General features: G+C 72.1%; 21 protein-coding genes. 10 read left to right on the forward strand and 11 right to left on the reverse strand.

From position 1 onward, the window contains the following. Positions 1-119: 119 nt before the first annotated feature. The 3 genes from ABTW72_RS00780 to ABTW72_RS00790 are packed head-to-tail and all read left to right on the forward strand — an operon-like array spanning position 120 to position 4071. Positions 120-2081 carry a serine hydrolase domain-containing protein gene (locus ABTW72_RS00780; protein ID WP_350852380.1) on the forward strand — a complete coding sequence of 654 codons (1962 nt, stop codon included), beginning with the start codon at positions 120-122 and terminating at the stop codon, positions 2079-2081. A gap of 41 nt (positions 2082-2122) precedes the next feature. Continuing rightward, positions 2123-3418 (forward strand): sensor histidine kinase, encoded by a 1296-nt coding sequence (locus ABTW72_RS00785; protein WP_350852382.1) that lies wholly within the window; start codon positions 2123-2125, stop codon positions 3416-3418. Then, positions 3415-4071, forward strand: a complete 657-nt coding sequence (locus ABTW72_RS00790; RefSeq protein WP_350852385.1) for a response regulator — start codon at positions 3415-3417, stop codon at positions 4069-4071. Before ABTW72_RS00785 ends, ABTW72_RS00790 begins: the two co-directional genes overlap by 4 nt. A 54-nt stretch (positions 4072-4125) precedes the next feature. On the opposite strand, the gene ABTW72_RS00795 is transcribed toward ABTW72_RS00790, so the two are convergent. Continuing rightward, positions 4126-4491, reverse strand: coding sequence for a hypothetical protein (locus tag ABTW72_RS00795; RefSeq protein WP_350852387.1), 366 nt, complete (start codon positions 4489-4491; stop codon positions 4126-4128). 207 nt (positions 4492-4698) lie between these two features. Between ABTW72_RS00795 and ABTW72_RS00800 the strand changes: the two genes are divergently transcribed. After that, positions 4699-5817 carry a sulfite oxidase gene (locus ABTW72_RS00800; RefSeq protein ID WP_350852390.1) on the forward strand — a complete coding sequence of 373 codons (1119 nt, stop codon included), beginning with the start codon at positions 4699-4701 and terminating at the stop codon, positions 5815-5817. A gap of 367 nt (positions 5818-6184) precedes the next feature. After that, positions 6185-6799: a DoxX family protein gene (locus tag ABTW72_RS00805; RefSeq protein WP_350852393.1), complete on the forward strand. Its 615-nt coding sequence runs from the start codon at positions 6185-6187 to the stop codon at positions 6797-6799. Between the two features lie 141 nt (positions 6800-6940). On the opposite strand, the gene ABTW72_RS00810 is transcribed toward ABTW72_RS00805, so the two are convergent. Continuing rightward, complete coding sequence (locus tag ABTW72_RS00810) at positions 6941-7066, reverse strand: hypothetical protein (RefSeq protein WP_350852396.1); 126 nt, start codon at positions 7064-7066, stop codon at positions 6941-6943. Positions 7067-7136: 70 nt separating this feature from the next. On the opposite strand from ABTW72_RS00810, the gene ABTW72_RS00815 reads away from it, so the two are divergent. After that, positions 7137-7934 carry an SAM-dependent methyltransferase gene (locus tag ABTW72_RS00815; RefSeq protein ID WP_112620651.1) on the forward strand — a complete coding sequence of 266 codons (798 nt, stop codon included), beginning with the start codon at positions 7137-7139 and terminating at the stop codon, positions 7932-7934. 55 nt (positions 7935-7989) lie between these two features. Here ABTW72_RS00815 and ABTW72_RS00820 read toward each other — a convergent pair whose 3' ends face one another. Further along, on the reverse strand, positions 7990-8718 hold the full coding sequence (locus tag ABTW72_RS00820) for a cellulose binding domain-containing protein (protein ID WP_350852399.1): 729 nt from the start codon (positions 8716-8718) through the stop codon (positions 7990-7992). A gap of 316 nt (positions 8719-9034) precedes the next feature. On the opposite strand from ABTW72_RS00820, the gene ABTW72_RS00825 reads away from it, so the two are divergent. After that, entirely contained in the window at positions 9035-10108 is a 1074-nt protein-coding gene (locus ABTW72_RS00825) for a hypothetical protein (RefSeq protein ID WP_350852402.1), read from the forward strand. 37 nt (positions 10109-10145) lie between these two features. On the opposite strand, the gene ABTW72_RS00830 is transcribed toward ABTW72_RS00825, so the two are convergent. Together ABTW72_RS00830 and ABTW72_RS00835 are read right to left on the reverse strand one after the other, a co-directional pair. Continuing rightward, complete coding sequence (locus ABTW72_RS00830; RefSeq protein WP_350852405.1) at positions 10146-11243, reverse strand: winged helix DNA-binding domain-containing protein; 1098 nt, start codon at positions 11241-11243, stop codon at positions 10146-10148. Positions 11244-11367: 124 nt separating this feature from the next. Continuing rightward, positions 11368-12624 carry a phosphodiester glycosidase family protein gene (locus ABTW72_RS00835; RefSeq protein WP_350852408.1) on the reverse strand — a complete coding sequence of 419 codons (1257 nt, stop codon included), beginning with the start codon at positions 12622-12624 and terminating at the stop codon, positions 11368-11370. Positions 12625-12970: 346 nt separating this feature from the next. Between ABTW72_RS00835 and ABTW72_RS00840 the strand changes: the two genes are divergently transcribed. Then, a complete protein-coding gene (locus ABTW72_RS00840) occupies positions 12971-18433 on the forward strand; it encodes an ATP-binding protein (protein WP_350852411.1) in 5463 nt (1820 codons plus the stop codon). Between the two features lie 33 nt (positions 18434-18466). Here the strand turns inward: ABTW72_RS00840 and ABTW72_RS00845 are convergent, their stop codons facing one another. Continuing rightward, on the reverse strand, positions 18467-18862 hold the full coding sequence (locus ABTW72_RS00845; protein WP_350852414.1) for a hypothetical protein: 396 nt from the start codon (positions 18860-18862) through the stop codon (positions 18467-18469). 353 nt (positions 18863-19215) lie between these two features. Between ABTW72_RS00845 and ABTW72_RS00850 the strand changes: the two genes are divergently transcribed. Then, complete coding sequence (locus ABTW72_RS00850; RefSeq protein ID WP_350852417.1) at positions 19216-19731, forward strand: RNA polymerase sigma factor; 516 nt, start codon at positions 19216-19218, stop codon at positions 19729-19731. Here ABTW72_RS00850 and ABTW72_RS00855 read toward each other — a convergent pair. After that, positions 19721-20164 carry a hypothetical protein gene (locus tag ABTW72_RS00855; protein WP_350852419.1) on the reverse strand — a complete coding sequence of 148 codons (444 nt, stop codon included), beginning with the start codon at positions 20162-20164 and terminating at the stop codon, positions 19721-19723. The genes ABTW72_RS00850 and ABTW72_RS00855 overlap by 11 nt on opposite strands. On the opposite strand from ABTW72_RS00855, the gene ABTW72_RS00860 reads away from it, so the two are divergent. Further along, positions 20136-20579, forward strand: coding sequence for a hypothetical protein (locus ABTW72_RS00860; protein ID WP_350852421.1), 444 nt, complete (start codon positions 20136-20138; stop codon positions 20577-20579). The genes ABTW72_RS00855 and ABTW72_RS00860 overlap by 29 nt on opposite strands. A gap of 53 nt (positions 20580-20632) precedes the next feature. Here ABTW72_RS00860 and ABTW72_RS00865 read toward each other — a convergent pair whose 3' ends face one another. The 4 genes from ABTW72_RS00865 to ABTW72_RS00880 form a co-directional block, all read right to left on the reverse strand. Next, a complete protein-coding gene (locus ABTW72_RS00865) occupies positions 20633-21691 on the reverse strand; it encodes a threonine aldolase family protein (protein WP_350852424.1) in 1059 nt (352 codons plus the stop codon). Between the two features lie 17 nt (positions 21692-21708). Further along, positions 21709-22287, reverse strand: coding sequence for a sigma-70 family RNA polymerase sigma factor (locus ABTW72_RS00870; RefSeq protein ID WP_350852427.1), 579 nt, complete (start codon positions 22285-22287; stop codon positions 21709-21711). Positions 22288-22457: 170 nt separating this feature from the next. Further along, positions 22458-24284 carry an ABC transporter ATP-binding protein gene (locus tag ABTW72_RS00875; RefSeq protein ID WP_350852430.1) on the reverse strand — a complete coding sequence of 609 codons (1827 nt, stop codon included), beginning with the start codon at positions 24282-24284 and terminating at the stop codon, positions 22458-22460. Further along, positions 24281-25987, reverse strand: a complete 1707-nt coding sequence (locus tag ABTW72_RS00880; protein WP_350852433.1) for an ABC transporter transmembrane domain-containing protein — start codon at positions 25985-25987, stop codon at positions 24281-24283. The genes ABTW72_RS00875 and ABTW72_RS00880 overlap by 4 nt, the downstream gene beginning before the upstream one ends. Between the last annotated feature and the right edge of the window lie 49 nt (positions 25988-26036).

The raw sequence follows: 26036 nt of genomic DNA on the forward strand, positions 1-26036 counted from the left end.
GCACGGACCTGCTCCGGACACCCGTTCGCCAGGAAAGGCACTGGCAGACGATGCGCTCTCTTCCGCTTCACGCACCCGGTTCACCCCGAAGCGCCCGGCCTCTCGTCCGACTCGGCGCGGTGCTGGCGACCGCTGTCGTCCTCGCCGTGAGCGCCGCCGGCTGTGGCGCGCCGCAGCACAACCCCACACCACCCATCGACGCTCCGGCGGCACCCGCGAGCGGGGCGGGTTCCGCCCTGACGGGCGCCGACGTCAACGCCTGGCTCGACGGCCTGCTCCCGGCCGCGCTCGACCGTACCGACATCGCGGGAGCCACGGTCGCCGTCGTGAACAACGGCAAGATCCTCACAACGCGGGGGTACGGCTACGCCGACACCGGCGCCGGCGGGAACGCGGCCGTACCGGTCGACCCGGACCGGCATCTGTTCCGGATGGGATCGGTGTCGAAGCTCGTCACCGCCACCGCGGTGCTGCAACTCGTACAGAGCGGGAAGCTCGACCTTGACACCGACGTCACGACGTACCTCGACTTCGAACTGCCGCTGCGCTACGAGCGGGCCGTCACCCTGCGGCACCTTCTGACGCACACCGCCGGCTTCGAGGAGCGGATCGCGGGCCTCATCGGCACCGACGGCGGAAACCTGAACCTGCGTAGGGCCCTGATGACCGATCCACCGGAGCAGATCTACCAGCCCGGCACCGTCCCCGCGTACTCCAACTACAGCAACGCGCTCGCCGGCTACATCGTCGAACGCGTCAGCGGGACGCGCTTCGAGGAGTACGTCCAACGCAACATTCTGGACCGCGCGGGCATGCCGTCGTCGACCTTCGCGCAGCCCCTCCCGGCGGCGCTGCGCGACCGGATGTCCAACGGGTACGACACCTCCGCCGGGCCCGCCGCGCCGTTCGAGATCGTCGGCACGCCCCCGCCCGGTGCGCTGAGCGCCCCGGCGACGGACATGGCGCGATTCATGCTCGCCCAGCTCGGCGAGCCGGTGGGCTTCGCGCCCCTGCTGGACCAACCGACCCGTGAGCTGATGCAGCGGCCGGCACTCGACGCGACGTCGTTGGGCACGCTGGCCGACGGGCCGCGGATGACCCTCGGATTCTTCGCCGAGGACCGCAACGGTCACCGGATCCTCGGCCACGGCGGCGACACCAAGTACTTCCACTCCCACCTGCAGATCTACCCCGACGACCGGGCCGGCATCTTCCTGTCCCTCAACAGCAACGGCTCCGGCGCCCTGGACAGCAACGAACTGCGCGAGTCGATCGTGAACGGCTTCGCCGACCGCTACTTCCCCGCCCGCGACGACCAGCCGACGGCCGGCGTGGACCCGGCGACCACCGCCAAGCACGCCGCGCTGGCCGCCGGCACGTACGAGTCCTCGCGAGCGATTCAGAGCAACTTCCTGACGGCGATCGGTCTGGTCGGTCGGACCACTGTCAGCGTCGCCGACGGTGACCGCTTGCTGGTGGAGCCGGGCCCGCTGTCGGACTCCCCCGCCCTCTACGAGGAGGTGGCGCCCTGGGTCTGGCGCGAGGTCGGCGGGCAGCGCACGATCGCCATGCGGGCGACCGACGACCGGGTCGAGGCGATCAGTTTCGACTCCGCGTTCGCGTTGCTGCCCGTCGAGCCCGCCCGCGCCTGGGCGGTGGCCGTTCCGGTGCTGGCCCTGTCCACCGTCGTGCTGCTGCTCGCCGTCCTGTCCTGGCCGGTCGGCGCGATCGTCCGCCGTCGGCTGGGCCGCGCTCCTCGGGAGCGGGCGGGGCGCACCGCGCGGATCCTGAGCCGCCTCGCCGTCGCCGGCACGCTGCTCGCGTTCGCCGGCTGGGTGCTGAGCATCGGCAGCATCATGAGCCTCCAGGACGTTCCCGGGCCCGTCCTGCGCACCATCCAGGTGCTGCAACTGGTCGGTCTGCTCGGAGTACTGCCCGCCGCGGTCCGGCTGATCGACGACGTGCGACGCCACCTGGGCTGGCGACGGATCACCGCCAGCGGCCTGATCCTGGTCGCTCTCGCCGGCGCGGGCTGGTTCGCCGTGGAGTTCCACCTGCTCGCGCCTAGCATCTCCTACTGACCCGCCGACCCGGGACGATCCGGAGCAAGGATGCGCACCCCATGAGGGACCACGCCGACACCGCACCCGGCACACCACGACTGACGAAGTGGCTCGACGGACGGCTCACCCGGCTCGGGGTGACCGGAGTGTTCCCACGGGACTGCCTGCTGGCCGCGGTGCTGACCGTCCTGACGTTCGTCCTGTTCGCCGGGCTGTTCTGGTTCGTGGCACCGGAGGACGGGGTGTCGTTCGACCCGGCGCGGGCCTGGCTGCTCGTCCCCATCTGCTGCGCGCAGGCGATGCTGCTGTGCCTGCGTCGGGTCCGGCCGCTGCTCTGCCTCGCGCTCGTCGTCGGCCTCCAACTGCCCATCATCGGCTTCTCCCTGCCCGAGGCGACCATCCGGGGCCTCGCACCGTTCGTCGTGGCGTACACCGTCGGGTCGTTGCTGCCGGTTCGGCCTGCGCTGCTGGCCGTCAGCGCGGTCGTGGTGGTGGAGTCGATCGGGGCGGCCGTCGTGGTGACCCCGGATCTGCTGACGGCCATCGCGTACGTCTCGGCGAGCGCCCTGACCTACGCCGGCGCGACCTTCGTCGGCGGCTACGTGGCCACCTACCGGCGCTACGTCGAGTTGGTCCGGGTGCGGGCGGACGAGGCGATCCGGGAGCAGCGGACGAAGGTCCAGGCGGCGATCGGCGCGGAGCGCTCCCGGATGGCCAGAGAGTTGCACGACGTGGCCGCGCACCACCTTTCCGGCATGGTCGTGCAGGCAGCGGCGGTCGAGCGGCTGATCGACCGGGACCCGGCGGCCGCGAAGGCCGGTGTGGCCTGGATTCGCAGCCAGGGCAAGGAGACCCTGGACAACCTGCGGCTGGTCGTCGGTGTGCTGCGCGGCAGGCCCGGGCACGAGGGCGGCGACGGTGCCGCCCCGGTGCCGGGGCTGGGAATGCTCGACGATCTCGTCCGCACCGCGGGCAACCTTGCCGGCCCGGTGGAGTTCGTCCGGGAGGGCGAGCAGCGCGAGGTGTCGCCGATCGCCGACGTGGCGCTCTACCGGATCGCGCAGGAGTCGCTCAGCAACGCCCGCCAGCACGCCCCGGGCGCTGCGGCGCGGGTGGTGCTCCGCTTCGAGCCCCGCTCGGTGTCGCTGGAGGTGGTGAACGGACCCGCCGCGACGCGACGCGTACCGGCGGCACGGACCGGTGGCGTCGGCCTGGTGGGCATGCGTGAGCGCGCACAGTTGATCGGGGCGACGTTCACCGCCGGCCCGACGCCGGCCGGTGGCTGGTCGGTCGCCGCGACACTCCCGACGAACGGCCCCGCCGCATCCCGGCGGAAGGAAGAGGCACCAGCATGATCAGAGTGATGCTCGTCGACGACCAGGCGGTCGTTCGCGCCGGCTTCCGCGTCATCCTGAAGCAGGCCGGCGAGATCGAGGTCGTGGCGGAGGCGTCGAACGGGTCCGCCGCCGTCGAGCTGGCCCGCCGGCTGCAACCGGACGTCATCTGCATGGACGTCCGGATGCCGCACGGCGACGGGCTCACCGCGACCCGGCAGATCGTCGCCGAGGCGACCGGGACGCCACCGGCGGTGCTGGTCGTGACGACGTTCGACCTCGACGAGTACGTCTTCGGCGCGTTGGAGTCCGGCGCCAGCGGGTTCATCCTCAAGGACTGTGAGCCCGAGGACCTGATCGAGGCCATCCGTCGCCTGGCGAGCGGGTACGGGCTCGTCGACCAGGCCGTCACCCGTCGGGTGATCTCGGAGTTCGCCAGGCGTACGCCCGCTCCCCGCTCGGACGCGGCGGCGGCGCACCAGCTGACCGCGCGGGAGACCGAGATCGTGGAGCTGCTCGCGCAGGGCCTGTCGAACGTCGAGATCGCCGAGCAGCTCTTCATCGAGACCAGCACTGTCAAGTCGCACCTCGGTCGCGCCATGGCGAAGATCGGTGCACGGGATCGGCTGCAGACCGTCGTCTGGGCGTACCAGAACGGCGTGGTCCACCGGTGACAGCCACGCTCCGGTGAGGCGGGCGCGGCTGTCACCGTCCGGATCCCGAGCAGGTCAGGTGCGGGAGGTCTCCCAGTTTCCGCACGTGACGCTGTTGAAGACGCCGTAGCGGGTGCAGACGCGGATGCTGATCCACCGCTTCTCCGCCACGTCCTCGTTGCACCCGATCCGGCCACCGGTGTTGTCGCCGCAGAATCCGGTGCGGCCGTAGTCGGTGTACCACTCGGCGTAGGAGGCGTAGTAGCCCGGGTAGGGGTCGTAGGTGTAGTGGGTGAGCGTGATGTAGTCCCCGGAGCTCTGGAAATAGGCCGACCCGTAGGCGTTGCTGGAGACGGCGTCGGCACTCGCCGGTGCCGCCGCACCCGTCACGAGCGCCGCGACCATGGCTCCCGAGATGGCCAGCGTTCTGAGCAACTTCATCGATCTCTCCCTGCCGTTGACTGTCACTGGAGCACCCGGCTCCGGCCTCAGCCTGGACGACCGCGCCACCTGCCGGAACCACCTCGAACAGGCCCGAACAGGCCCGAACGGGCCTCGCGACCCTCCGAGGTCGGAGCCTGGCTGGCCAGACCGCAAGTCCTATTGATTCAATAGGACTTGCCAACAACGAGTCGCAGGGAGGACCGGGTGACTCTCCCCCTCCCGTCCCGCACGGACGCGACGATCGCCAAGCCGCTGCCCCCACGGCTGCTCACCGTCCGCGAAGGCAACGCCGAGATGCGGTGGGAGGCCATGGCGGGGCAGGGCTTCGTGGTCCCCACCGACCGGTTCTTCGTCCGCAACCACACCCGCAGTCCGCTGCTGGACGTGGACACGTGGCGTCTGCGCCTGTTCGGCACCGGCCTGCGGGGCTCACCGACCCGCGACGACCCGGTCGAGTTCGACTACGGCGACCTGCGGGCGATGCCCGCCGAGGAGACCCCGGCCCTGCTGGAGTGCGCGGGCAACGGCCGCCGCCTCTTCACCTCCCAGCAGGCCCACCGCACACCGGGGGTGCCGTGGGGTCTCGGCGCGGTGGGGGTGGCGCGCTGGCGCGGCGTGGGCCTGTCGACCGTCCTGCGCCACGCCGGGCTGACCGACGACGCGATCGACGTGCAGCCCGAGGGCCTGGACCCGGACTTCGTGACCGGCGGGGAGAATCTCGGCCGGGTCCGCCGCCCGATCCCGATCGCCAAGGCCCTCGACGACGTGCTGCTGGCGTACGAGATGAACGGGGAGACGCTGCCGGTCGACCACGGCTTCCCGGTGCGGGTGGTGGTGCCGGGCTGGATCGGCATCTCCTCAATCAAGTGGGTCGGCCCGATCGAGGTCTCCGCCACACCCCTCTCCTCGCCGTGGAACACCCGGTTCTACCGGATGTTCGGGCCCGGCCATCCGGTCGGCGGACGGATCGTGACGACCCCGGTGGTCAAGAGCGCCTTCGAGCTGCCGTGGGACGTCCGCGTTCCGAGCTGCGAGCAACTGCTGATCGCCGGCCGGTCCTGGTCCGGCAACGGCCCAGTCCGCGCGGTCGACATCAGCACCGACGACGCAGCGACCTGGCAACCCGCCGATCTCCACCCCGCCGACGAGGGCGGCGTCTGGCAGCGCTGGACGGCGTGCTGGCGCCCGCCGCGGCCCGGCCGGTGGACCCTGCGGGCTCGGGCCACCGACGTCACCGGGGTGAGCCAGCCGGACCATGCGCGCTCCAATGCTCTCGGCTACCTGTTCGACGGTGTCGTCCGGCACCCGGTGACGGTCTACTGACCACCAGCACCGTCCCACCCGGATCAGTCGTTCCGCTCCTCCGCCAGCAGCTCGTAGGAGCTGACCGCGGAACCCGGGCGAGGGCGTCCACCGATGGGCTGCCGTTCAGCAGCCGTGCGGGCCCCACGAAATGCGCGTACGGTGAGAGGCGTCGCCCGGGCCCCGGTGGCCGTTGAGCCCGCCGCCGTCGACCTCCCCACCAGACACAGATCCTGCTGTGGCAGATGTGTCCGCAGAGGGCTTCGAAGACCGTTCAGGAACAGGGCTACCGCCCTGAGTAGGCAGCAGCCGTTCTCCGAACCATCCGTTGTCGCGCTGGACGCGCCGCGGAACATGCGTCATTAACACCCGAAGGTATGTGAGTGCGATGGTCAACATCGCCCAGAGCCACGACTCCCCTCCCTCGATCACGACCGAACGGCCGGAACACGCCGCACGGCACCAACCGAGGCCTCCCGTCGTACCGGACAACGCCTTCACGGTGACCGGACGCACGGCCACCGCGACGCGGTATCTGCTCGCCGGCATTCGCCTAGCCCTGGGTTGGGTCTTCCTCTGGGCGTTCCTCGACAAACTGTTCGGCCTCGGTCGCGGCACTGCCGCCGCCGATTCGTGGCTGGACGGTGGCAGCCCTACCGCCGGGTTCCTCGGTAAGGCCGCGGCCGGCCCGTTCTCCGGTTTCTACCACTCGATCGCCGGCAACGTCGCTGTCGACGTGCTGTTCATGGCGGCCCTGCTCGGCATCGGCGTAGCCCTGCTCCTTGGCGTCGCCCTGCGCATCGCCGCGGCCGCGGGCGGGCTGCTGACCGTCATGATGTGGACCGCCGTCCTGCCGCCGGACAGCAACCCGTTCATGGACGACCACCTCATCTACGCCGCGGTCCTGGCCGTCCTGGCCCTACTCGGCGCCGGAACCACGCTGGGATTCGGTCTTCGGTGGGCGGCGAGCCCGCTCGTAAGACGGAACACCTGGCTCAGGTAAACACGTTCGGCGTGCGCGCTTCGGGATACGGACCCGCGCACGCCGTTCGGTGCCGTGTGGCAGCTGACCCGGCGGTCAGACGGCGGGCCGCCGCCCCACCTCGTTCTGGTCACCGGCCAGAGCGGAGTGGCGGGCTCGGTGCTACAGCAGGGGCGAGCCGACATCGACGAACCGGAGCACCTCGGGCTCGGCCAGCACCACGCTGTGGGTCGGCGATGGTCGCCGAGCCGGCGCGAGGTCGCCCGACCCTGCGTCGAGAGTGGACATTGCCGGAGTACGATCGCGGGCGTACCGCTGTGGTGACCTCCAGCTGACGACCCCTCGATAGGAGCCAGGCATGGCCGGCCCGGACCCCGAACTCGCCGCGAAGCTTCAGCCCGACGTGCCGCACGCGGCGCGGATCTGGAACTACTGGATGGGCGGCAAGGACAACTTCCAGTCCGACCGGGCGGCCGGCGACGCTGTCGCCGAGGTCTACCCGGAGATCGTCCTGATGGCGCAGCAGTCGCGCGTCTTCCTGGTGCGGGCCGTGCGTCACCTCGCGGCCGAGGCGGGCATCCGGCAGTTCCTGGACATCGGCACCGGCCTGCCCACCATGCAGAACACGCACGCGGTCGCCCAGGGCGTGGCGCCCGACTCGCGGATCGTCTACGTCGACAACGACCCGATGGTGCTGGTGCACGCGCGGGCACTGCTGGCCAGCACCACGTCGGAGGGTGTCACCACCTACGTCCCGGCCGACTACCACGACCCGGAGAAGATCCTCGCCGAGGCGGCGCAGACGCTCGACTTCGACCAGCCCATCGCCGTGATGTACATGGGCGTGATGGGCTACGAGCCCGACCTGGACGTGGTGCGCTCGATCGTCGGGCGCACGATGGACGCGGTGCCGTCCGGCTCCCACCTGGTGCTCTGGGACGGCACCAACACCAGCCCGGCGGTGGTCTCGGGTGCCGAGCGGCTGGCGCAGAGCGGCGGAGTTCCGTACATCCTGCGCAGCCCGGAGGACCTCGCGAGCTGCTTCGACGGGCTGACGATGGTGGAGCCGGGCCTGGTGCCGATCCCACTGTGGCGACCGGAGGATCCCGACGCCGTCGGGATCGACGCCTACGGCGCGGTGGCCCGCAAACCCTGACCGACACGACGTCCGCCCCGCTCCCGCCATCGCGCCGGAGCGGGGCGGACGTCGTTCACCGCGCGCACGTCAGGGTCAGGCCGTCGGGCACCGCGCTGGTCGTCACGAGCAGACCGAACGTGGTGGCCCCGTCCAGCGCCAGCGTCCCGTTGTAGGAGGCGTTGCGAACGGTGACGTCGGAGCCGGCCGTCTCGGCCACCCCACCCCAGGCCGTGTGGACCTGCTCGTCACCGGACCACCGCCAGGAGACGCGCCACTGGTCCAGCGGAAGCGTCCCGGTGTTGCGGACCGTGACCGTCGCGACGAAGCCGCTCCCCCAGCGGGCATCGATCGTGGCCGTGGCGCGGCACGAGGTCAGCGACGCGGTGCGGGCCGAGGCGATGACGTACGGGTCCCGTCGGCCCTCGGCGTCGGTGAACCGGTACCAGTACTCCGTGTCGGGTGTCAGCCGGTCGATGGTCACCGAACCGTTGAGCTCCGGCCCGGAGACACCCTCGGCGACCGCGGCCCGCCACTGTTGGGCGTCCTCGCGGCTGGTGAAGAGGCTGACGGTCATCGGCGGGTTGTAGCCGCAGGGTGGGCGGAAGAAGATGACGTACGAGATGGTCAGGCTCGTGGTGGTGGCCCCGGCCACGCTCGCGCTGATCGGCAACGCTGGTGGACAGGTCGGTGTCGGTGTCGGCGTGGCCGACGGCGTCGGCGCTGGTGTCGCTTCGGCAGCGTTGGTCGTCCCGGTCCAGGCGGCCAGCGCCATGGTGGTGACGGCGAGGAACATGCGAAGCATCGGTACCTCCGTGGGTTACCGGCACCGATGACCGATGTGGTAGCCGGTGCCGCGCTCGGGTGCCGGTCGCCGACGAGGGCTGCCCGGCACGGGTGACATGGTCACCTCGCGCGCCCCGTGGACCGGAGGAGATCTGGTGCGCGCTGGCTCCCCGAGCACGACCGAACCACAGCATGGCAGTCGAGGAACATCGATACAACCGGATCCCAGTCCCGTCGAACACCGTCCGCCTTCTCGTCGCCACAGGGACACCCGCAGGGCGCCCGAGGCCCGAATGATCTATCACGGTCTATTCATTCGGACACGGGAGCACACCATGCTCGACGCAAGCAGCACGACCCGGCGACCCCGGGTGGTGAGGGCACTGATCGCGGCAGGCGCTGCGGCAGCGCTGGCGGCTGCCGCACTGGCCGCGCCGACCCCCGCCAACGCCGCCGTCAGCCGGGCCGAGCTGGCCCTCCGCTGGGCGCCCATCCACTACCAGGACGTCGATGCCACCGGTAGCCACGCCCTGAGCGGCCAGTCGGACTACCTCACCCGGGTCGACCTCGACGGCGACCTGGACGGACGCAACAACTGGGACAAGGCTGGCCAGGCAGGCACCGCCCTCGCCGCGCACGTGTACTACTCCGTCGTGGAGACGAGCACCCACTGGTACATCACGTACTTCTTCTTCCACCCTCGCGACTGGACCGACCACCCGTTCTTCGAGACCGAACACGAGAACGACGGTGAGGGCGCGCTGTTCGCGATCGAGCGAGACGGCTCCACCTACGGCGTCCTCCGCTCGGCCGTCACGGTCGCGCACAGTGACTTCTTCTCGTACACGCCCACCGGCAGCACCTGGACCAACGGCGGGGAGAGCATCGACGGCACCCTGCGGTTCCAGGCGTCGCCGCACGACACGTTCCAACACCCGGTGACGGCGCAGGAGGCGCAGGGCCACGGCCTCAAGGCACATCCGCAGTACGACATCAACGGCGACGGCCTGGTCTACTACCCGTCCACCGTCGCCGAGACGCCGAGCAGCAGCAACGACCGCGACGTGCGGTATCAACTGATCGACATCTTCGCCGCCGGCGGCCTGTGGGCGCAGCGATCCAACGCGAGCCTGTTCGCCAGCCTGGGCACGTTCGCCGGTGACACGTCCGGCGACTGCGGCGTCGGCACCTGGAGCTGTTCGACCAACTCGGCCAACGCACCCTGGGGCTGGGACGACGGCAACGACGCCCCCGCGCGTGGCGAGATCGCCAGCGACCCGGCGAAACTGTCGGCCGCCTACTTCACGGTGCCGACCAGCCTGGCCCGCACCTACAGCTACAACCCGTACGCCGGTGCGGCGGCGGCGCTCGCCGAGGCGGCGAGGACGGCTCCGCCGACCGTCGACTGATCTCTTCGTCTCCCCGGGGTCGGGCCGTCCCGGTCCGTCACCGGGGAGACGAACCGACCCGTGCCCGGTCGCTCTCGTTGTCGGAGAGGAAGGACGCCAGTGCCTGCCCCTGCTCGGTCACGGCGGCCCGCTCCGATCGGGAGAAGGCGCGCAGTGGGCTGACGGTCACCGTGCCCGACTCGACGCTCCAGGTCGCCGCGACCCGGCCGTCGACGAGCACCACACGCTCGCCGGCCACCGAGAGGAGACGGTGCGCGTCGTCGATGATCCGGCTGCGGTCGTCGTAGCCGAGGATCGCGTTGTCGAAGGCCGGCAGGAACCGCACCGGGGCGGGTGTCTCCGGGTCCGGACGCGGCGCGTCGGCGAGGTCGATCAGCTTCCGGCCGCGCTCGTCCCGGAAGGTGACCAGCTCGTCGCGCAGGGCGGTCACCGCCGCCGGCAGCCCGGCGAGGCCACACCAGGCACGCAGATCGGCCGTGGCCGCCGGGCCGAACGCGGCCAGATAGCGGCGTACGAGCAGGTGGCCGACGGAATCGGTGCCCGCCGCGGTCGGCGGGGGGATCTCCCGGCCGAGCCACGTGGAGAGCAGGACGTAGCGCGCGCCGCCCTTCGCACGCCACAGCCCGCGGGGCGGCAGTTGCGTCATCGGGAGCAGCGCGACGGCCATCTCGCCCAGGGCCCGCGGGTCTGACGCCGGCCATCGTCCGCCAAGTGCCCGACCGATCTCGGACATCGCGCGGGGCACACCGTCGGCCAGCAGGGCGAGGGCGGCAGCGGCGAGGTCGTCGAGGTCCACCCCGTCGAGCTCGCCGCGGTAGACCCCGAGCACCCGCTGTCGCAGCATGGCGTCGTGGCGGGGGCGCCAGGCCACGGCGTCGTCGGCGGTGAGCAGATGGACGGTGCGGCGCATGAGGTGCATTCGCACCACGTGTCGCTCGGTCAGCAGGGTCGAGAGCGCTGCCGGGTCGAAGGCGCGCAGCCGCGACCAGAGCCCGATGAACGGCTCCTGCGGCTCCTGGGCCTGGAGGCCACCGAGGTGGGCGACGGCGTCCATTGCCGACAGGTCGGCGCGGTCGAGCAGCAACTGTCGGGCGAGCGTCGCGCGGTTGAGCGCTCGGGTGTCGAGAACGGTCATCGGGTCCCTTCGGTCGACCTCATTGTCCGACCGGGGGCCGACAATCCGGGTGCCCGGCGTCCCGGGTACGCGAATTCGCCCCGTCCGGTGGCACCGGGCGGGGCGAATTCGAACTGTGCACCGATCAGTGTCTGCCGACGAAGATCCCGATGCCGTTGGCGACCAGACGCTCCGTACCGTCGGATGGGCTGTTGCGGGCGGTGGCCACGGCCTGGCCCGGCTCGCGGACGGCGACGGTGCTCGACCCGCCGCCGTCGAGGTTCACGGCGGCGTCCGCGCCCAGCGAGCGCATCAGGTCGGCCAGTTCGGCGATCGTGAACCCGGCGCTGGCCGGGGCGCGGCCGGCCAGGGCGACCAGGTACACGGTCCGACCGTCGGGGCTGACACCGGCCGCGCTGCGTACCGCTGCGGTCTTGGTGTCCAGGCCGGCCAGCGGCGCGCCGCCGCGCAGGATCGGCGCGCCACCGACCGCGAAGGTCAGCTTCGGCTTGCCGGCGGAGACGAGCTTCTCGCGCACCTGTACCCGGTCACCGACGGCGAGGTCGTCGAGCCTGTCCGCGCCGCCCTCCCGGCCGACCAGCACCTGGGTGTCGGCCGGGATCGCGCCCGCACCGGGCGTCGGACCGACCGCGGTCACCACACCGTCGCGTACGGTCACCTCGTAGGTGTGGGTGCTGCACGGGTCGCTGCGGCTCGTGTCGGTGCCGCAGGTGGACCGGACCCGGGAGGCGGTCCCCCAGTCGGCGGTGAACAGGCCGACGCCGTCGACCGGGAGCGCGTACTGGTTGAGGCCGCCCAGCGCGATCGTGCCCTTCGCGCTGCGCACCTCGCCATCCAGGCTCAGGGTGTCGACGCGCGCCTGGCCGTTCACGCCGACGCCGAACACGTCCCGGGTCGAGGTACCCGGGGCCAGGCCGGGGCCGAAACGCTGCGCGGTCGGCACCGCGAACTTCAACTCCTCGCCGTCGGCGATCTCCGGACCGGACGACGAGTAGGTCGGGGTGACGCCGGCGTGCGTCTCACTGTTGTTGAAGAAGTCGCCGTTGACGCCAGCGACGGCACCCTGCTCGTTCGTCATCGCCGAGACCACAGTGCGCTGCGCCACCGCGTCGGGGTGCAGCAGGTCGAGGGAGACCTTGTTCTTCTTCAGGTCGGCGGTGAGCAGGTAACCGACGGTGACGCCCCGGGGCGTGCTCACCTGGAACGAGCCGTACGTGACGCCGGGGGCGAGCTGCACGGTAGAGGTGATGGTGGTCGGGGCGCCCGTCGCGGGTACCGTGGCGGTCGCGGCATGGGCGACGCCGGCCGGCGTGACGAGCGCGGTGAGTCCCGCCGCGAGCAGCAGCGCCAGACGTGGGCGTACGAGGTGCGGTGCCCTCATTGCCGCTCCTTTCCTGGTGCGTTCCTGGCCTGGGCCGGGATGGTCGAGCCGGGCCGGCGGTTGACCGGACCGGCGATGATCTTCCTGGTCAGCCGATCACCCGGGGGTGAACGCGGGAGGCGGCGGACGTGAACCGCCCGCACCGTCTTGATCAACTGCCGGAGCGGCCGGATCGGGTTGGCGTCCCCGGGGGTGCCAAAAAGTTTTGTGCACTTCCTACAACTGAGGGACGGTGGGTTCGGTGGTTGCGCCATAGCGCTGGCCGCCGCCACGCGGAAAGGTGATCACTGCTGGGAGCCGTCGTCTCCCGGCACGCAGGTCGAGGTCTAGCTAAGGGGTTCTTCGGGTGTTCAACCGTGTCGCCATCGTCAACCGTGGTGAAGCCGCCATGCGGCTCATCCACGCGGTCCGCGAGCTGGCCGCGGAGACCGGCATCCAGCTCGAAACCGTGGCTCTCTACACCGATGTCGACCGCAACGCCACGTTCGTCCGCGAAGCGGACATCGCCTACGATCTCGGCCCGGCCTCCGCTCGCCCGTACCTCAACCTGACGGTGCTGGAGCGCGCGCTGACCGAGACCGGAGCCGACGCCGCGTGGGTCGGCTGGGGCTTCGTCGCCGAGGATCCGGCGTTCGCCGAGCTGTGCGAGAAGATCGGCGTCACCTTCGTCGGGCCGAGCGCGGACGCCATGCGCCAACTCGGCGACAAGATCGGCTCGAAGCTGATCGCCGAGAAGGTCGGCGTGCCGGTCGCGCCGTGGAGCCGTGGCGCCGTCGAGACCCTGGACGCCGCACGTGCCTCGGCGGCCGAGGTCGGCTACCCGCTGATGCTGAAGGCGACCGCCGGCGGCGGCGGGCGCGGCATCCGTGTGATCAGGAACGAGGCCGAGCTGGTCGACGCGTACGAGCGCACCAGCCAGGAGGCGGCACGGGCGTTCGGCAGCGGCATCGTGTTCCTGGAGCGCCTCGTCACCGGGGCGCGGCACGTCGAGGTCCAGGTGATCGCCGACGGGCAGGGCACCGCGTGGGCGCTCGGCGTCCGCGACTGCTCGGTGCAACGACGCAACCAGAAGGTCATCGAGGAGTCGGCGTCGCCGGTGCTCGACCCGGCGCAGGCCGCCGAGCTGAAGACGTCGGCCGAGCGGCTGGCCGTGGCCGTCGGTTACCGAGGCGCGGCGACCGTCGAGTTCCTCTACCACCCCGGGGACCGGTTGTTCGCGTTCCTCGAGGTCAACACCCGCCTCCAGGTCGAGCACCCGATCACCGAGCTGACCACCGGGTTCGACCTGGTCAAGGCGCAGCTGCACGTCGCCTCCGGCGGGCGCCTCGAAGGTGCGCCGCCGGCCGAGCGCGGGCACGCCATCGAGGCGCGGCTCAACGCCGAGGACCCCGACCGCGACTTCGCCCCGTCCCCCGGCCGCATCGCCCGGCTGGACCTGCCCAGCGGCCCCGGCATCCGGGTGGACACCGGCGTCAGCGAGGGTGACACCATCCCGGCCGACTTCGACTCGATGATCGCGAAGATCATCGCGTACGGCCGGGACCGCGACGAGGCGCTCGGCAAGCTGCGCCGGGCGATGGCGAACACCACGGTGATCATCGAAGGTGGGGCGACGAACAAGAGCTTCGTGCTCGACCTGCTCGACCAGCCCGAGGTGATCGACGCCAGCGCGGACACCGGCTGGATCGACCGCGTCCGCGGCGAGGGCCGCCTCGTCACGCACCGCCACTCCGCTGTCGCCCTGGCCGCCGCCGCCATCGAGGCGTACGAGGAGGAGGAGCGCGTCGAGCGGCAGCGGCTGCTGTCGACGGCGGCCGGCGGGCGCCCGCAGGTGCAGCACGCCAGCGGCCGACCGTTGGATCTCAAGCTGCGCGGCGTCGGCTACCGCACCCGGGTGGCGCGGGTCGGCGCGCACCGGTTCCGGGTCGGCATCGAGACCGGCCCCGTCGTACGCACCGCCGACGTCGAGCTCGACCGCTTCGACCGGCACACCGGTCAGATCGTCGTCAACGGCATCCGCTACCGCCTGCTCACCGGCACGTACGGGCCGACCCACCTGGTCGAGGTGGACGGCGTGACGCACCGGGTCAGCCGGGACGAGGGTGGCGTCCTGCGTTCCCCGATGCCCGCGCTGGTCGTCGCCACGCCGCTGGAGGTCGGCGCGGAGGTCGAGGCAGGCGCGCCGGTGCTGGTGCTGGAAGCGATGAAGATGGAGACGGTGCTGCGGGCGCCGTTCAAGGCGCGGCTCAAGGAGTGCGCCGTGTCGGTGGGCAGCCAGGTGGAGGCCGGTGCGCCGCTGCTGCGCCTGGAGCCGCTCGCGGACGACGCCGAGGAGACCGCTGACGACTCGAGCACCGAGACCGTCGAACTGGACCTGCCCACCGCCGCCGCGGACATCCCGGCGGAGGAGCGCAGCAGGCGCGGCCAGGAGGACCTGCGGGGTCTGCTCCTCGGTTTCGACGTCGACCCGCACGACGACCGCCGGGTGCTCGACGACTACCTCACCGCGCGGCGGGCGGCCACCGAAGCCGGTCAGCGGCCCCTGGCCGCCGAACTCGACCTCATCGAGGTGTTCGCCGATCTCGCCGAACTGAGCCGCAACCGGCCGACGGGCGAGGACGGCGGCGCGGCGCACGTGCACAGCGCCCGGGAGTACTTTCACACGTACCTGCAAAGCCTCGACGTCGAGCGGGCCGGGCTGCCGGACGCCTTCCAGACCAGGCTCGGCAAGGCCCTCGGCCGGTACGGCGTCACCGACCTGGACCGCACCCCCGCCCTCGAAGCCGCCGTCTTCCGGATCTTCCTCGCCCAGCAGCGCGCCTCCGCGGACGCGCAGGTCATCGCGACGCTGCTGCGCGCGTGGCTGCGGGAGACCCCGCCGGACGAGACGCTGCGCGAGCCGGCCGGCCTCGCGCTGGAGCGGTTGATCGCCGCGACGCAGGTCCGATTCCCCGTGGTCGCGGACCTCGCCCGCGGCGTGGTGTTCGCCTGGTTCGCCCAGCCGCTGCTGCGCCGCAACCGCGCCCGCGTCTACGCCGAGGTCCGTGGGCACCTGCGGCACCTCGACGCGCACCCGGACGCGCCGGACCGCGCCGAGCGCATCGCCGAGATGGTGCGCAGCACCGAACCGCTGGTCCGGCTGCTCGGCCAGCGGCTCGTCCGCGACCACCTCGACAACGCGGTCATGCTGGAGGTGCTGACCCGGCGGTACTACGGAAACCGGTCGCTCACCAGCGTGCTCACCCGCGAGGTCGCGGGCTGCACGTTCGTGGTCGCCGAGCGCGCCGACTCCAGCGTGGTCTCCGCCGCGGTCAGCTTCGACGCGCTGGGCAGCGCCCTGCGTGGGCTGGCCGAGCTGGCCACCGGCGAGGACGCCGTGGACGCCGACATCTACCTCGGCTGGGAGAACCAGCCGGAGGACTTCGACGCGATGGCGGCCGCGCTGGCCGAGGTCATCGCCGCGCACCCGCTGCCGCCCCAGGTCCGTCGGGTCACCACCACCGTCGCGGGTCGTGGCGGGGCGGTGATGCACCACCACTTCACCTTCCGCCCGTCCGGCGCGCAGTTGGCCGAGGACCGGCTGATCCGTGGGCTGCACCCGTACATCGCGCAGCGGATGCAGCTGGAGCGGCTGCACAAGTTCGACCTGACCCGGCTGCCGTCGTCGGACGAGGAGGTCTACCTCTTCCAGTGCGTGGCCCGGGAGAACCGCGCCGACGAGCGCCTCGTCGCGTTCGCGCAGGTGCGTGACCTGACCGAGCTTCGCGAGCAGGACGGCCGCCTGGTCGCGCTGCCGACGACCGAGGACGCCATCGCCGCCTGCCTCGACTCGATCCGCCGCGCCCAGTCGCGGCGGCCGTCGAAGACGCGCTTCAACACCAACCGCATCGTGGTCTACGTGTGGCCGCCGAGCGAGCTGACCCGCGAGGAGATGGAGATGATCGCCGGGCGGGTCCGCCCGACGACCGCGGGCGCCGGCCTGGAGGAGATCCTGTTCATCGCGCGCCAGCGCGACCGCCGGACCGGCGAGCTGACCAAGATCGCCGTACGGATCTCGTTCGACGCCGCGGGCGGCGCCGAGCTGGCCGTCGGGGAGCCGCCGGTCGAGCCGATCGAGCCGCTCGACGAGTACCGACTCAAGGTGCTGCGGGCCAGCAGCCGCAACACCGTGTACCCGTACGAGCTGACCGGCCGGCTCGGCGACTTCGTCGAGCACGACCTCGACGACGACCACGTGTTGGTGCCGGTGGACCGGCCGAAGGGGCGCAACAGCGCCGCCATCGTCGCCGGGGTGGTCACCACGCCAACCGAGCGCCACCCGCAGGGTGTCACCCGGGTGGTGCTGCTCGGCGACCCGACGAAGTCGCTGGGCGCCCTGTCGGAGCCGGAGTGCCGGCGCGTGATCGCCGCACTGGACCTGGCCGAGCGGATGCAGGTGCCGCTGGAGTGGTGGGCACTGTCCGCCGGAGCCCGGATCTCGACGACCTCCGGTACGGAGAACATGGACTGGGTGGCCGCCGCGCTCAAGCGGATCGTCGAGTTCACCCAGGCCGGCGGTGAGATCAACATCGTGGTCGCGGGCATCAACGTCGGCGCGCAGCCGTACTGGAACGCCGAGGCGACGATGCTCATGCACACCAAGGGCATCCTGGTGATGACGCCCGACTCGGCGATGGTGCTCACCGGCAAGCAGTCGCTCGACTTCTCCGGTGGTGTGTCCGCCGAGGACAACTTCGGCATCGGCGGCTACGACCGGGTGATGGGGCCGAACGGGCAGGCGCAGTACTGGGCGCCGAACCTGACGGCCGCACGGGACGTGGTGATGGCGCACTACGACCACACGTACGTCGCGCCCGGCGAGGACGCGCCCCGGCGGGCGGTCACCACCGACCCGGCCGACCGCGACATCTCCGACTTCCCGCACGACGTGGCGGGCAGCGCCTTCGCCACCGTCGGGGAGATCTTCTCCGTCGAGTCCAACCCGGACCGCAAGAAGCCGTTCGACATCCGTACGGTGATGCGGGCCCTCTCCGACCAGGACCACCCGGTGCTGGAGCGCTGGGCCGGCATGGCGGACGCGGACACCGCTGTCGTGCAGGACGTCCACCTCGGTGGCATCCCGGTCTGCCTGCTCGGCATCGAGTCCCGGTCGGTGCCCCGCCACGGCTTCCCGCCCACCGACGGCCCGGACACCTACACGGCGGGCACGCTGTTCCCCCGCTCGTCGAAGAAGGCCGCGCGGGCGATCAACGCGGCCAGCGGCAACCGGCCGCTCGTCGTGCTGGCGAACCTGTCCGGCTTCGACGGCTCACCGGAGTCGATGCGCAAGCTGCAACTGGAGTACGGCGCCGAGATCGGCCGGGCGATCGTGAACTTCCGGGGGCCCATCGTCTTCTGCGTGATCTCGCGCTACCACGGCGGTGCGTTCGTGGTGTTCTCGAAGGCGCTGAACCCGAACATGACGGTGCTGGCGCTGGAGGGCTCGTTCGCCTCCGTGCTCGGTGGCGCACCCGCCGCCGCTGTGGTGTTCTCCGCCGACGTCAACGCCCGTACGGCGGCCGACCCACGGGTGCGGGACCTGGAGGCCCGCACCGCCGCCTCGGCCGGCACCGAACGCGCCGCGCTGACTGCGGAACTCGACGAGCTGCGCTCGTCGGTGCGCGCGGAGAAACTCAGCGAGGTGGCCGCCGAGTTCGACCGGGTGCACAACATCCACCGGGCCGTCGAGGTCGGCTCGGTGGACGCCGTCATCCGCGCCGCCGAGCTGCGGCCGCGCATCATCGAGACCATCGAGGCCCGCCTGGGATGACGCCACGGTGGCGCCGACCGGCGATCGGCCTGATCAGGCTGGTCCCCGGTCGATCACCGCGAATCCGGTGGCGCGAGCTGTGTTGTCGGGATCCTGGACGTGCAGCCCGTTGAGCGAGTCGAAGGTGACGGGTCCGGACGTGCTCTCGATCCGGTAGGTCCGCCGGCCCTCGCTGTCCCGCTCGTCGGTCTGGACGAAGCGGAAGAGCTGCCCCTCCGCCTCGGGGGCGCAGACGGCGACCACGAGGGTCGGCGGCCCGCCGGCGTTGCGGCGTACCCCCACGCACGAGTTGTCGGCGAAGGCGGTCCTGATCTGGTGACGGGCACCGGCCGGGACGGGGACGAAGACGCTGCGCTCGGTCAACCGCACGTTGCCGACGACCTTGCCGTCGGCCCCGACGACAAGGTATGCCGGCGGCCCCGACTCCATCGAGATGGCTACCTTGCGCTTACCCGAGAAGACGCCGCCGCCCGACGGCGACACACCCTCCCCGGACGGTGACGCCGGCGGGCTCGACGGCGCCGACGGTGACGCCGTCGCGTTCGCGGCAGGTGTGGCGGGGACGTCCTCCGCGGGGGCCGCGCATGCCTGTGTGCTGAGCGTGAGTGCGGTGACGGTCGTGACGAGGCCGGTACGGATCACGAGTCCTCCAGGATGGTGGGTGGGAAAGCTCTACCTGGGACACACCGCAGCGGTCCTGCCGATTGCACGCGGGCCAGGTGCAATCGGCGGCCGGCCCGGCGTGTGTCTGTGGTGGGTGATCCGCGAGCGTAGGAGGTGCCGTGCGAGGCGACCAGCCGGACGAGCGTGCCGCCTTCGACCGGTTCTTCCAGACCTGGTACGGCCGGGTCAGCGCGCAGATCCACGCATATCTGGGTGACCGGACCGAGGCGGAGGACGTGAGCCAGGAGGCGTTCCTGCGGGCCTGGCAGAAATGGCGCGACATCTCCTCGTACGACGATCCGGTGGCATGGGTGCGCCGGGTGGCCTGGAACCTCGCCACCAACCGGCTTCGCCGTCTCACCGTCGCGGCCCGCGCGTTACGCCGCCAGCCCCTCGTGCCACCCGTGCCAGGGGTCCAGCCGGACCACGTGGCGCTGGTCGCCGCCCTGCGTACGCTGCCGGAGCGGCAGCGCCGGGTGATCGTGCTGCACTACATCGCCGACCTGCCGACCGCCGAGATAGCCGCCACCCTCGGCGTACCCCAGGGCACGGTGTTGTCGTGGCTGCGCCGCGGCCGCGCGAAACTGGCGGAACATTTCAGCGAAACGTCGAGCGGAGAGGCGGTCACGTCGTGACACCCGCCGAGCCGGATCCCGGTCGAGACGACGTCACCGGTTTCATGCTGCGGTCGTACGCCGAGACCGGCCACCTTTCGTTCACCGCGCCCTCGGCCAACGTGATCGTGGGCCGGGCCCGGCGTCGCACCACGACGAAGGTGATGCTGTCCTTCGCCGCGGTGGTGTCGGTCATCGCCGGGGGCATCGGAGTGATCACCGGGCCTGGTCCCGATCCGGACCGGGACCCACCGGTCATCGGGCCCACACCGACACCGTCGGTGAGCGTCTCCCCCATGCCGACGACACCGCCCACACCGGCGACGACGTCACCCTCGACACCACCCGGCCCGTCGACCCGCTCGCGGTCGGCGTCACCGAACGGCACACCGAGCGGGACCGGCAGCGCTCCGACGCCGGTGAGCGTGCGCGGCGTCGACTGGGCGAACGCCACGATCACCATGACGGCGTCGACGGGCGACGAATGTCTGACGGGTAGAATCCGGTTCGTCGATGGCAGGGGCGGCAAGTCGGGCGACGCTCCGCACATCAGGATCGCCCCCTCGTACCATGACGACCGCGCCGCGACGTTCGGTGACCTGAACGGCGACGGTCGCGACGAGGCGGTCGTGTACGGGTCCTGTTTGGCCGGCCCCGGCGACGAGGACGGCTCTGGTCAGGTCCTGGTCGTCACCGGGCGCAGCGGCCAGCTGGTGGGCAGTTGGGTCGGGCCCGTGGCCGAGGTGGTCAACGATGTGAAGGTCGCCGGCGGACGACTGGTCATCTCCTCGACCAAGAAGTACGCCGATCCCGAGGTGCCGGTGGAGCGCACCTACCGCTGGACGGGAATCCGCTACGTACAGAGTTGAGGAGCATGGGGCCGGGGGCGCCCACGGCGCCACCCGACCGTGCCAGATCAATGTCAGGTGGCGTGTCGTAGCAGCTCGTGGATGAGCGAGACGACCTCGTCGGGGGCGAGTTCCATGGCGTTCTCACCGACGCTGACCTCGAACGAGCACCGGTCCGGGGCTGGCGCGGAGCGTACGCGGCCGAACAGCTGCACCCCGTCGGCGGCGAGCAGGGCGTCGGCGGCCCGCGTCGCGGCCTCCGGGCCGACGGGAAGGTGGACGTGGAAGAGGGGCGTCTGCGGTGGGTCCGGGAAGGCACGGGCCGCCCCGTCGGCGTTGATGGCCGCCGCGATCGCCAGCGCGTGCTCCCGGTGTGCCGGCAGTCGGGGCAGCACGGTGTCCAGGCCGTGCAGCGCGGTGAGCGCCAGCGGCCACGCGTCGTAGACGTCGCCGCCGAGCCGCCGGCGCCACACCCGTGCCTCGGCAACCAGGTCGGCGTCTCCGGCGAGTGCGGCACCGCCGACACCCTGAAGTCCCTTGTAGAACGAGACGTACCCGCTGTCGAACAGCGCGGCGATCTCGGCGAACGGCCGCTGGTAGTACGTCTGCGCCTCCCACAGGCGCGCGCCGTCGAGGTGGACGGCGGCACCACGGTCGCGCATCGCCGCGGTCTGCGCGACGAGGTCGTCCCACTCCGGCAGCAGCCCCCCGATGTCCCGTTGCGGCAGCTCCCACAGCACGGCAGCGAGCGGTTCGGCGACGGCGGCCAGATCGGCCAGGGTCATCAACCGGTGGCGGTCGCCGACGGGTTGGAAGCGCAGCCCGTGCACCACGGCGTACCCCTGCTGCTCCCAGACCTCCAGGTGACACTGCGGATGGGCGGCGAAGGCCCGCCGGCCGCGCCGGTCGGCGTGGATGCGCAGGGCCACCTGCTGCGCCATCGTCCCGGTTGGGAAGAACAGCGCTTCGTCCGCGCCGAGCAGGGATGCCACGCGCCGTTCGAGGACGGCCACCGGCCCGTCCGGTCCGTTCGGCGGCGTGGCCGGGTCGACCTGGGCCAGCATCGACCGCAGCAGGTCGTACGGCCGACGGCGCAACTCCGAGTGCAGAAACAGGGAACGCCGCACAGTCATTGCGGCAGTATCCACCCTCAGCCGGTTCGTCGCCCGTGGCTCGGGTCGGTGTCGGCCTGCCAGGCGGCGACGAGATCCTCGCGCGCCCGGGCGACCCGGGAACGGATCGTGCCGACGGGGCACTGGCAGACGTCTGCCGCCTCGGCGTAGGACAGACCGAGCACCTGGGTGGCGACGAACGCCTCGCGGCGCTCCGGGGTCAGTCCGGCGATCAACTGGTGCAGGGTCACACCCTCGTCGGCACCGGCGATGATCGCACCGGCGGCCTCGGCCGCCGCCTGCCAGTCCGGCACCGACGCCATCCTCGGCCGGGCCACCGCCGTCCGGACGTGATCCACGGCAACGCGCCGAGCGATGGTGAACACCCAGGTACGGGCCGACGAGCGGCCGGCGAAGCCGGGCAGGTTGCGAATTGCCCGTAGGAACGTCTCCTGGGTCAGGTCGTCGGCCTCTCCCGGGCCGGCCAGGTGCGACAGGAACCGCCAGACCTGGTCCTGAAGTGCCCTGATGAACGCCGTGGCGGCCTGCCGGTCTCCCTGGCCCGCCTCCCGCGCCCACCTGGTCACCTGGTCGTCGTCAGCGACGCCGTTCCGCACGGACCACCGTCCTGTGTGCCACGGGCGCTCCCTCATGCCGAGATGCCGTCGTCGGAACGCCGCCGGTCGGCCGCGCACTCTGGTGGTCGCCGGCCAGGGTGGAAAAGTTCCCGGAGGTCCCACGTTCGACTGATCTCGCGGATGTCCGAGCTGACGGGAACCGGGGCCGCTCAGCTCCGGACGGGCTGGTCCGCGCTCTGGCGTTCTCTGGGGACCGCGGGGTCGGGCATGCTCCACGAGCGCCACAGCTGGCTGTACCCGCCCCCGGCCCTGAGCAGTTCGGCGTGCGTGCCGTGCTCGGCGACGCGCCCCTGGTCGAGGACGACGATGCGGTCCGCGGCGGCCGCCTGGCTGAGTCGGTGGGCGACGATCAGCGTGGTACGGCCCTCGGTGGCCGCCACGGCGGCACGGTCGAGGTCGCGCGCGCCCGCGCTGCCCGCCTCGGCGGTGGCCTCGTCGAGGACCGCGACGGCCGGATCGGCGAGGATGAGGCGGGCCAGCGCGAGCTGCTGCGCCTGAGCCGAGGTGAGCTGCCGCCCACCCTCCCCCACCGCGGTGGCGAGGCCCTCCGGCAGGGTCCGCACCCACTCGCTGGCGCCGACGAGGTCGAGGGCGTCGGCGATCTCGGCGTCGGTGGCGTCCGGGTCGGCGAGACGCAGATCGTCGGCGAGTGGCCCGGCGAAGACGTGCACCTCCTGGCTGATCAGGGCGATCTCGCGACGGAGGCGGTGCTCGTCGAGCTGTGTCAGCGGCACGCCGCGCAGGGTCACCGCGCCGTCGGTGGGCGCGATGATGCCGGCGATGATGCCGGCGAGGGTGCTCTTGCCCGCGCCGCTCGCGCCGACCAGGGCGACGCGCTCCCCGGGGGCGAGACGCAGGCCGATGTCCCGCAGCACCACCGGCCCGTCGTCGTAGCGGTGCTGCCCGACGGTCACCTCCAGCGCCGCCGGTACGCCCCGATCGCGGCGGTCGGGCTCGGTGCCGGCGCGGGTCGCGGTGTCCGGCAGGGTGGTGACCCCGACGAGTCGGGCCAGGCTGGCCCCGGCCTGCAACACCGAGTCCGACTCGAACAGCAGCAGGCCGATGGGGTTGAAGAGGCGGTGGAAGTAGAGGGCGGCAGTGGTGGCGGCGCCGACGGTGGCCAGGTCACCGCGTACCAGCAGGAAGCCGGCGAGCAGCACGGCGGCGAGCCCCACGAACTCCGAGCGGTTGATGCGCAGCCCGAAGCGGGTGTAGAGACCGAAGATCTCCAGTGACAGGTCGCGGGCGACGCCGGAGCGCTCCGCGATCCGCGCGACGTGGGCGTCCTCCATCCGGTAGGCGCGTACGGTGGCGGCGCCCCGCAGCGCCTCGGCCGTCGCCTGCGCGCGCTCGCCCGTCGCCACCCGCTCGCGGGCGTAGTACGGCACCGACCGCTTGAGGTACCAGCGCAGCGCCACCGCGTACGCCGGGGCCGCGGCCAAGCCGGCGATGCCGAGCCGCCAGTCGAGGGCGAAGAGCCCCGCCGCGGTCAGCACGACGGACAGCAGCGCGCCGAGGAAGGCGGGGCCGCTGGTGGCGATCACATTCGTCACCACTGCCACGTCGTCGCCGGCACGGGCCACCAGGTCCCCGGTCCCGGCTCGCTCCAGGGTGGCCGAGGGCAGGTGCAGGGCGCGGTCGAGGACCCGCTCCCGGAGCCGGGCCAGCACGGTCTCGCCGAGGCGCGCGGCGACCGCCGCCCCGACCGCGGTGAGGAGCCCTGCGAGCACGGCGGCGCCCGCGATCACGCCGGCCCAGGCCACCACCCGAGACGTGTCGGTCCCGGCGATGACGTCGTCGACGAGGCGGCCGAGGACCCAGGGGGCGACCAGCCCGGTCGCGGCGGCGGCGATCAGCAACGTGCCGGCGACGGCGCTGAGCCCCGGCAGGAGCGCCAGCTCGGTACGGAGGGCGGCCCAGGTCTGCCGGCCGGTGGCCGTCGGCAGCAGGTGCCGGGTGATCGGCTCGGACGTCATCGCAGGGTTTCCTCCCGGTAGCGGGCGTCGCTGGCGAGCAACCGCTCGTGCGGACCCTCGGCGACGACCCGTCCCCGGGCGATCACCGCGACCCGGTCGGTGATCCGCAGCAGCACCGGGCTGGTGGTGATCAGCACCGTGCCGCGGGTGCCCGCCGCGCGCGCTTCGGCCAGCCTGGTGGCGAGCGACCCCTCGGTCACCGCGTCGATCGCCGTGGTGGGGTTGTGCAGCACCAGCACCGGCGGGTCCGCTACGAGAGCCCTTGCCAGCCCGATCCGCTGCCGCTGCCCACCGGAGAGGTTCGCCCCGCGTTCGGTGAGCAGCCGGTCGAACCCGTGTGGGTGCGCGGCGAGCACGTCCTCGGCTGCGGCAGCCCGCACGGCGGCACGCAGCACCTCGTCGTCGACGGAGGCGCCGGCGCTGAGGTTGGCGCGCAGCGTCCCCTCGAACAGCGCCACGTCATGCTGCTCGACCAGGACCACGGCGCGCGCGGCGTCGATGTGCAACTCGTCGGCGGGCACGCCGTCGACGCGGACCGTCCCCCGGTGGTCCGCGCGGGGCACCCGACCGGCCAGCAGCGCGACCAGCGCCTCGGCCTCGCTCGGGTCGTAGGCGAGCACGCCCAGGATCTCACCGGCGCGGACGCGCAGGTTGACGTCGTCGAGGCCCGCGTACGAGACCCCGTCGAGGGCGAGCCGGGACGGGCTCGGGGCGGGCGGCCCGGCGTCGCCCGGCTGGACGACCGGCGCGGCGCCGAGGACCCGGGCGACCCGGCCCGCGGAGGCTCGGGCCATGGCGAACAACTGGACGCAGTACCCGAGCGTCTGCACCGGCTCGGCGATGAACTGGGCCAGCCCGACCACGGCGACGAGCTCGCCGATGGTGAGCCGGCCCTGTAGCGCGAGCCAACCGGCGAATCCGGCGACCGTGGCGAGGAAGAGGCCGTTGACGGTGGTGGTGAGCCCGAGGTGCAGACCCTTGGTGGTGGCGGCGCGCAGGGTGACGTCGAGCGCGTGTCGGCTGGCTCCCGCGTACCGGCGGGCGGCGTGGTCCTGTGCGCCGATGCCGCGCAGCACGCGCAGGCCGCTGACGAGGTCGACGGCGAGGGCGGTCGTGGCGGCGAGCGCCTCCTGCTGCGACGTGCTGCGCCGGGTGAGCAGCGGTGCCATCCGCTGGAGGGCGACGACCAGCAGGGGTACGCCGATGAGCACCCCGAGGCCGAGAGGAATGTCGACGACGAGCAGCGCGACGGCCGCGACCACGATGGCGGTGAGCGCCGCGGCGGTGAGTCCCGCGACCCGCACGACGAGTGCGGACAGTTCGGCGTCGGAGGCCGTCACGGACAGCAGTTCGCCGTCGCGCATGCCCGATCGGCGTCCGCGCGGGTCGAGGGCGCTGCGGACGATCTCGACCCGGGTGGCGTGCGCCTCGTGTTCGACGGCGGCGAACGCCAGTCGCGCGCCGGCCCGGTAGGCGAAGGCGAGCACTGTGAACAGGGCGGCCAGGCCGGCCAGCGAGAGCAGCAGGGCACGGACGTCCCCGGTGGCCACCGCACGGTCGATGACCACGCCGATGGCCACCGGGACCAGGGCTTCGGTGGCCTGGTGGGTGCAGAGCAACGCGATGCCGGCGGCCACCCGGGCCCGCTGTCGACGCAGCGCGCGACGGAGCACCACGCCACCGGTGGTCTCGGCGGCTGTCATGCTCGGATCGATGAGGGCACGGCGACAGACTCCACTTATGATTAGGGCA

The organism is Micromonospora sp. NPDC127501 (assembly GCF_040302185.1).
Lineage (GTDB): Bacteria > Actinomycetota > Actinomycetes > Mycobacteriales > Micromonosporaceae > Micromonospora.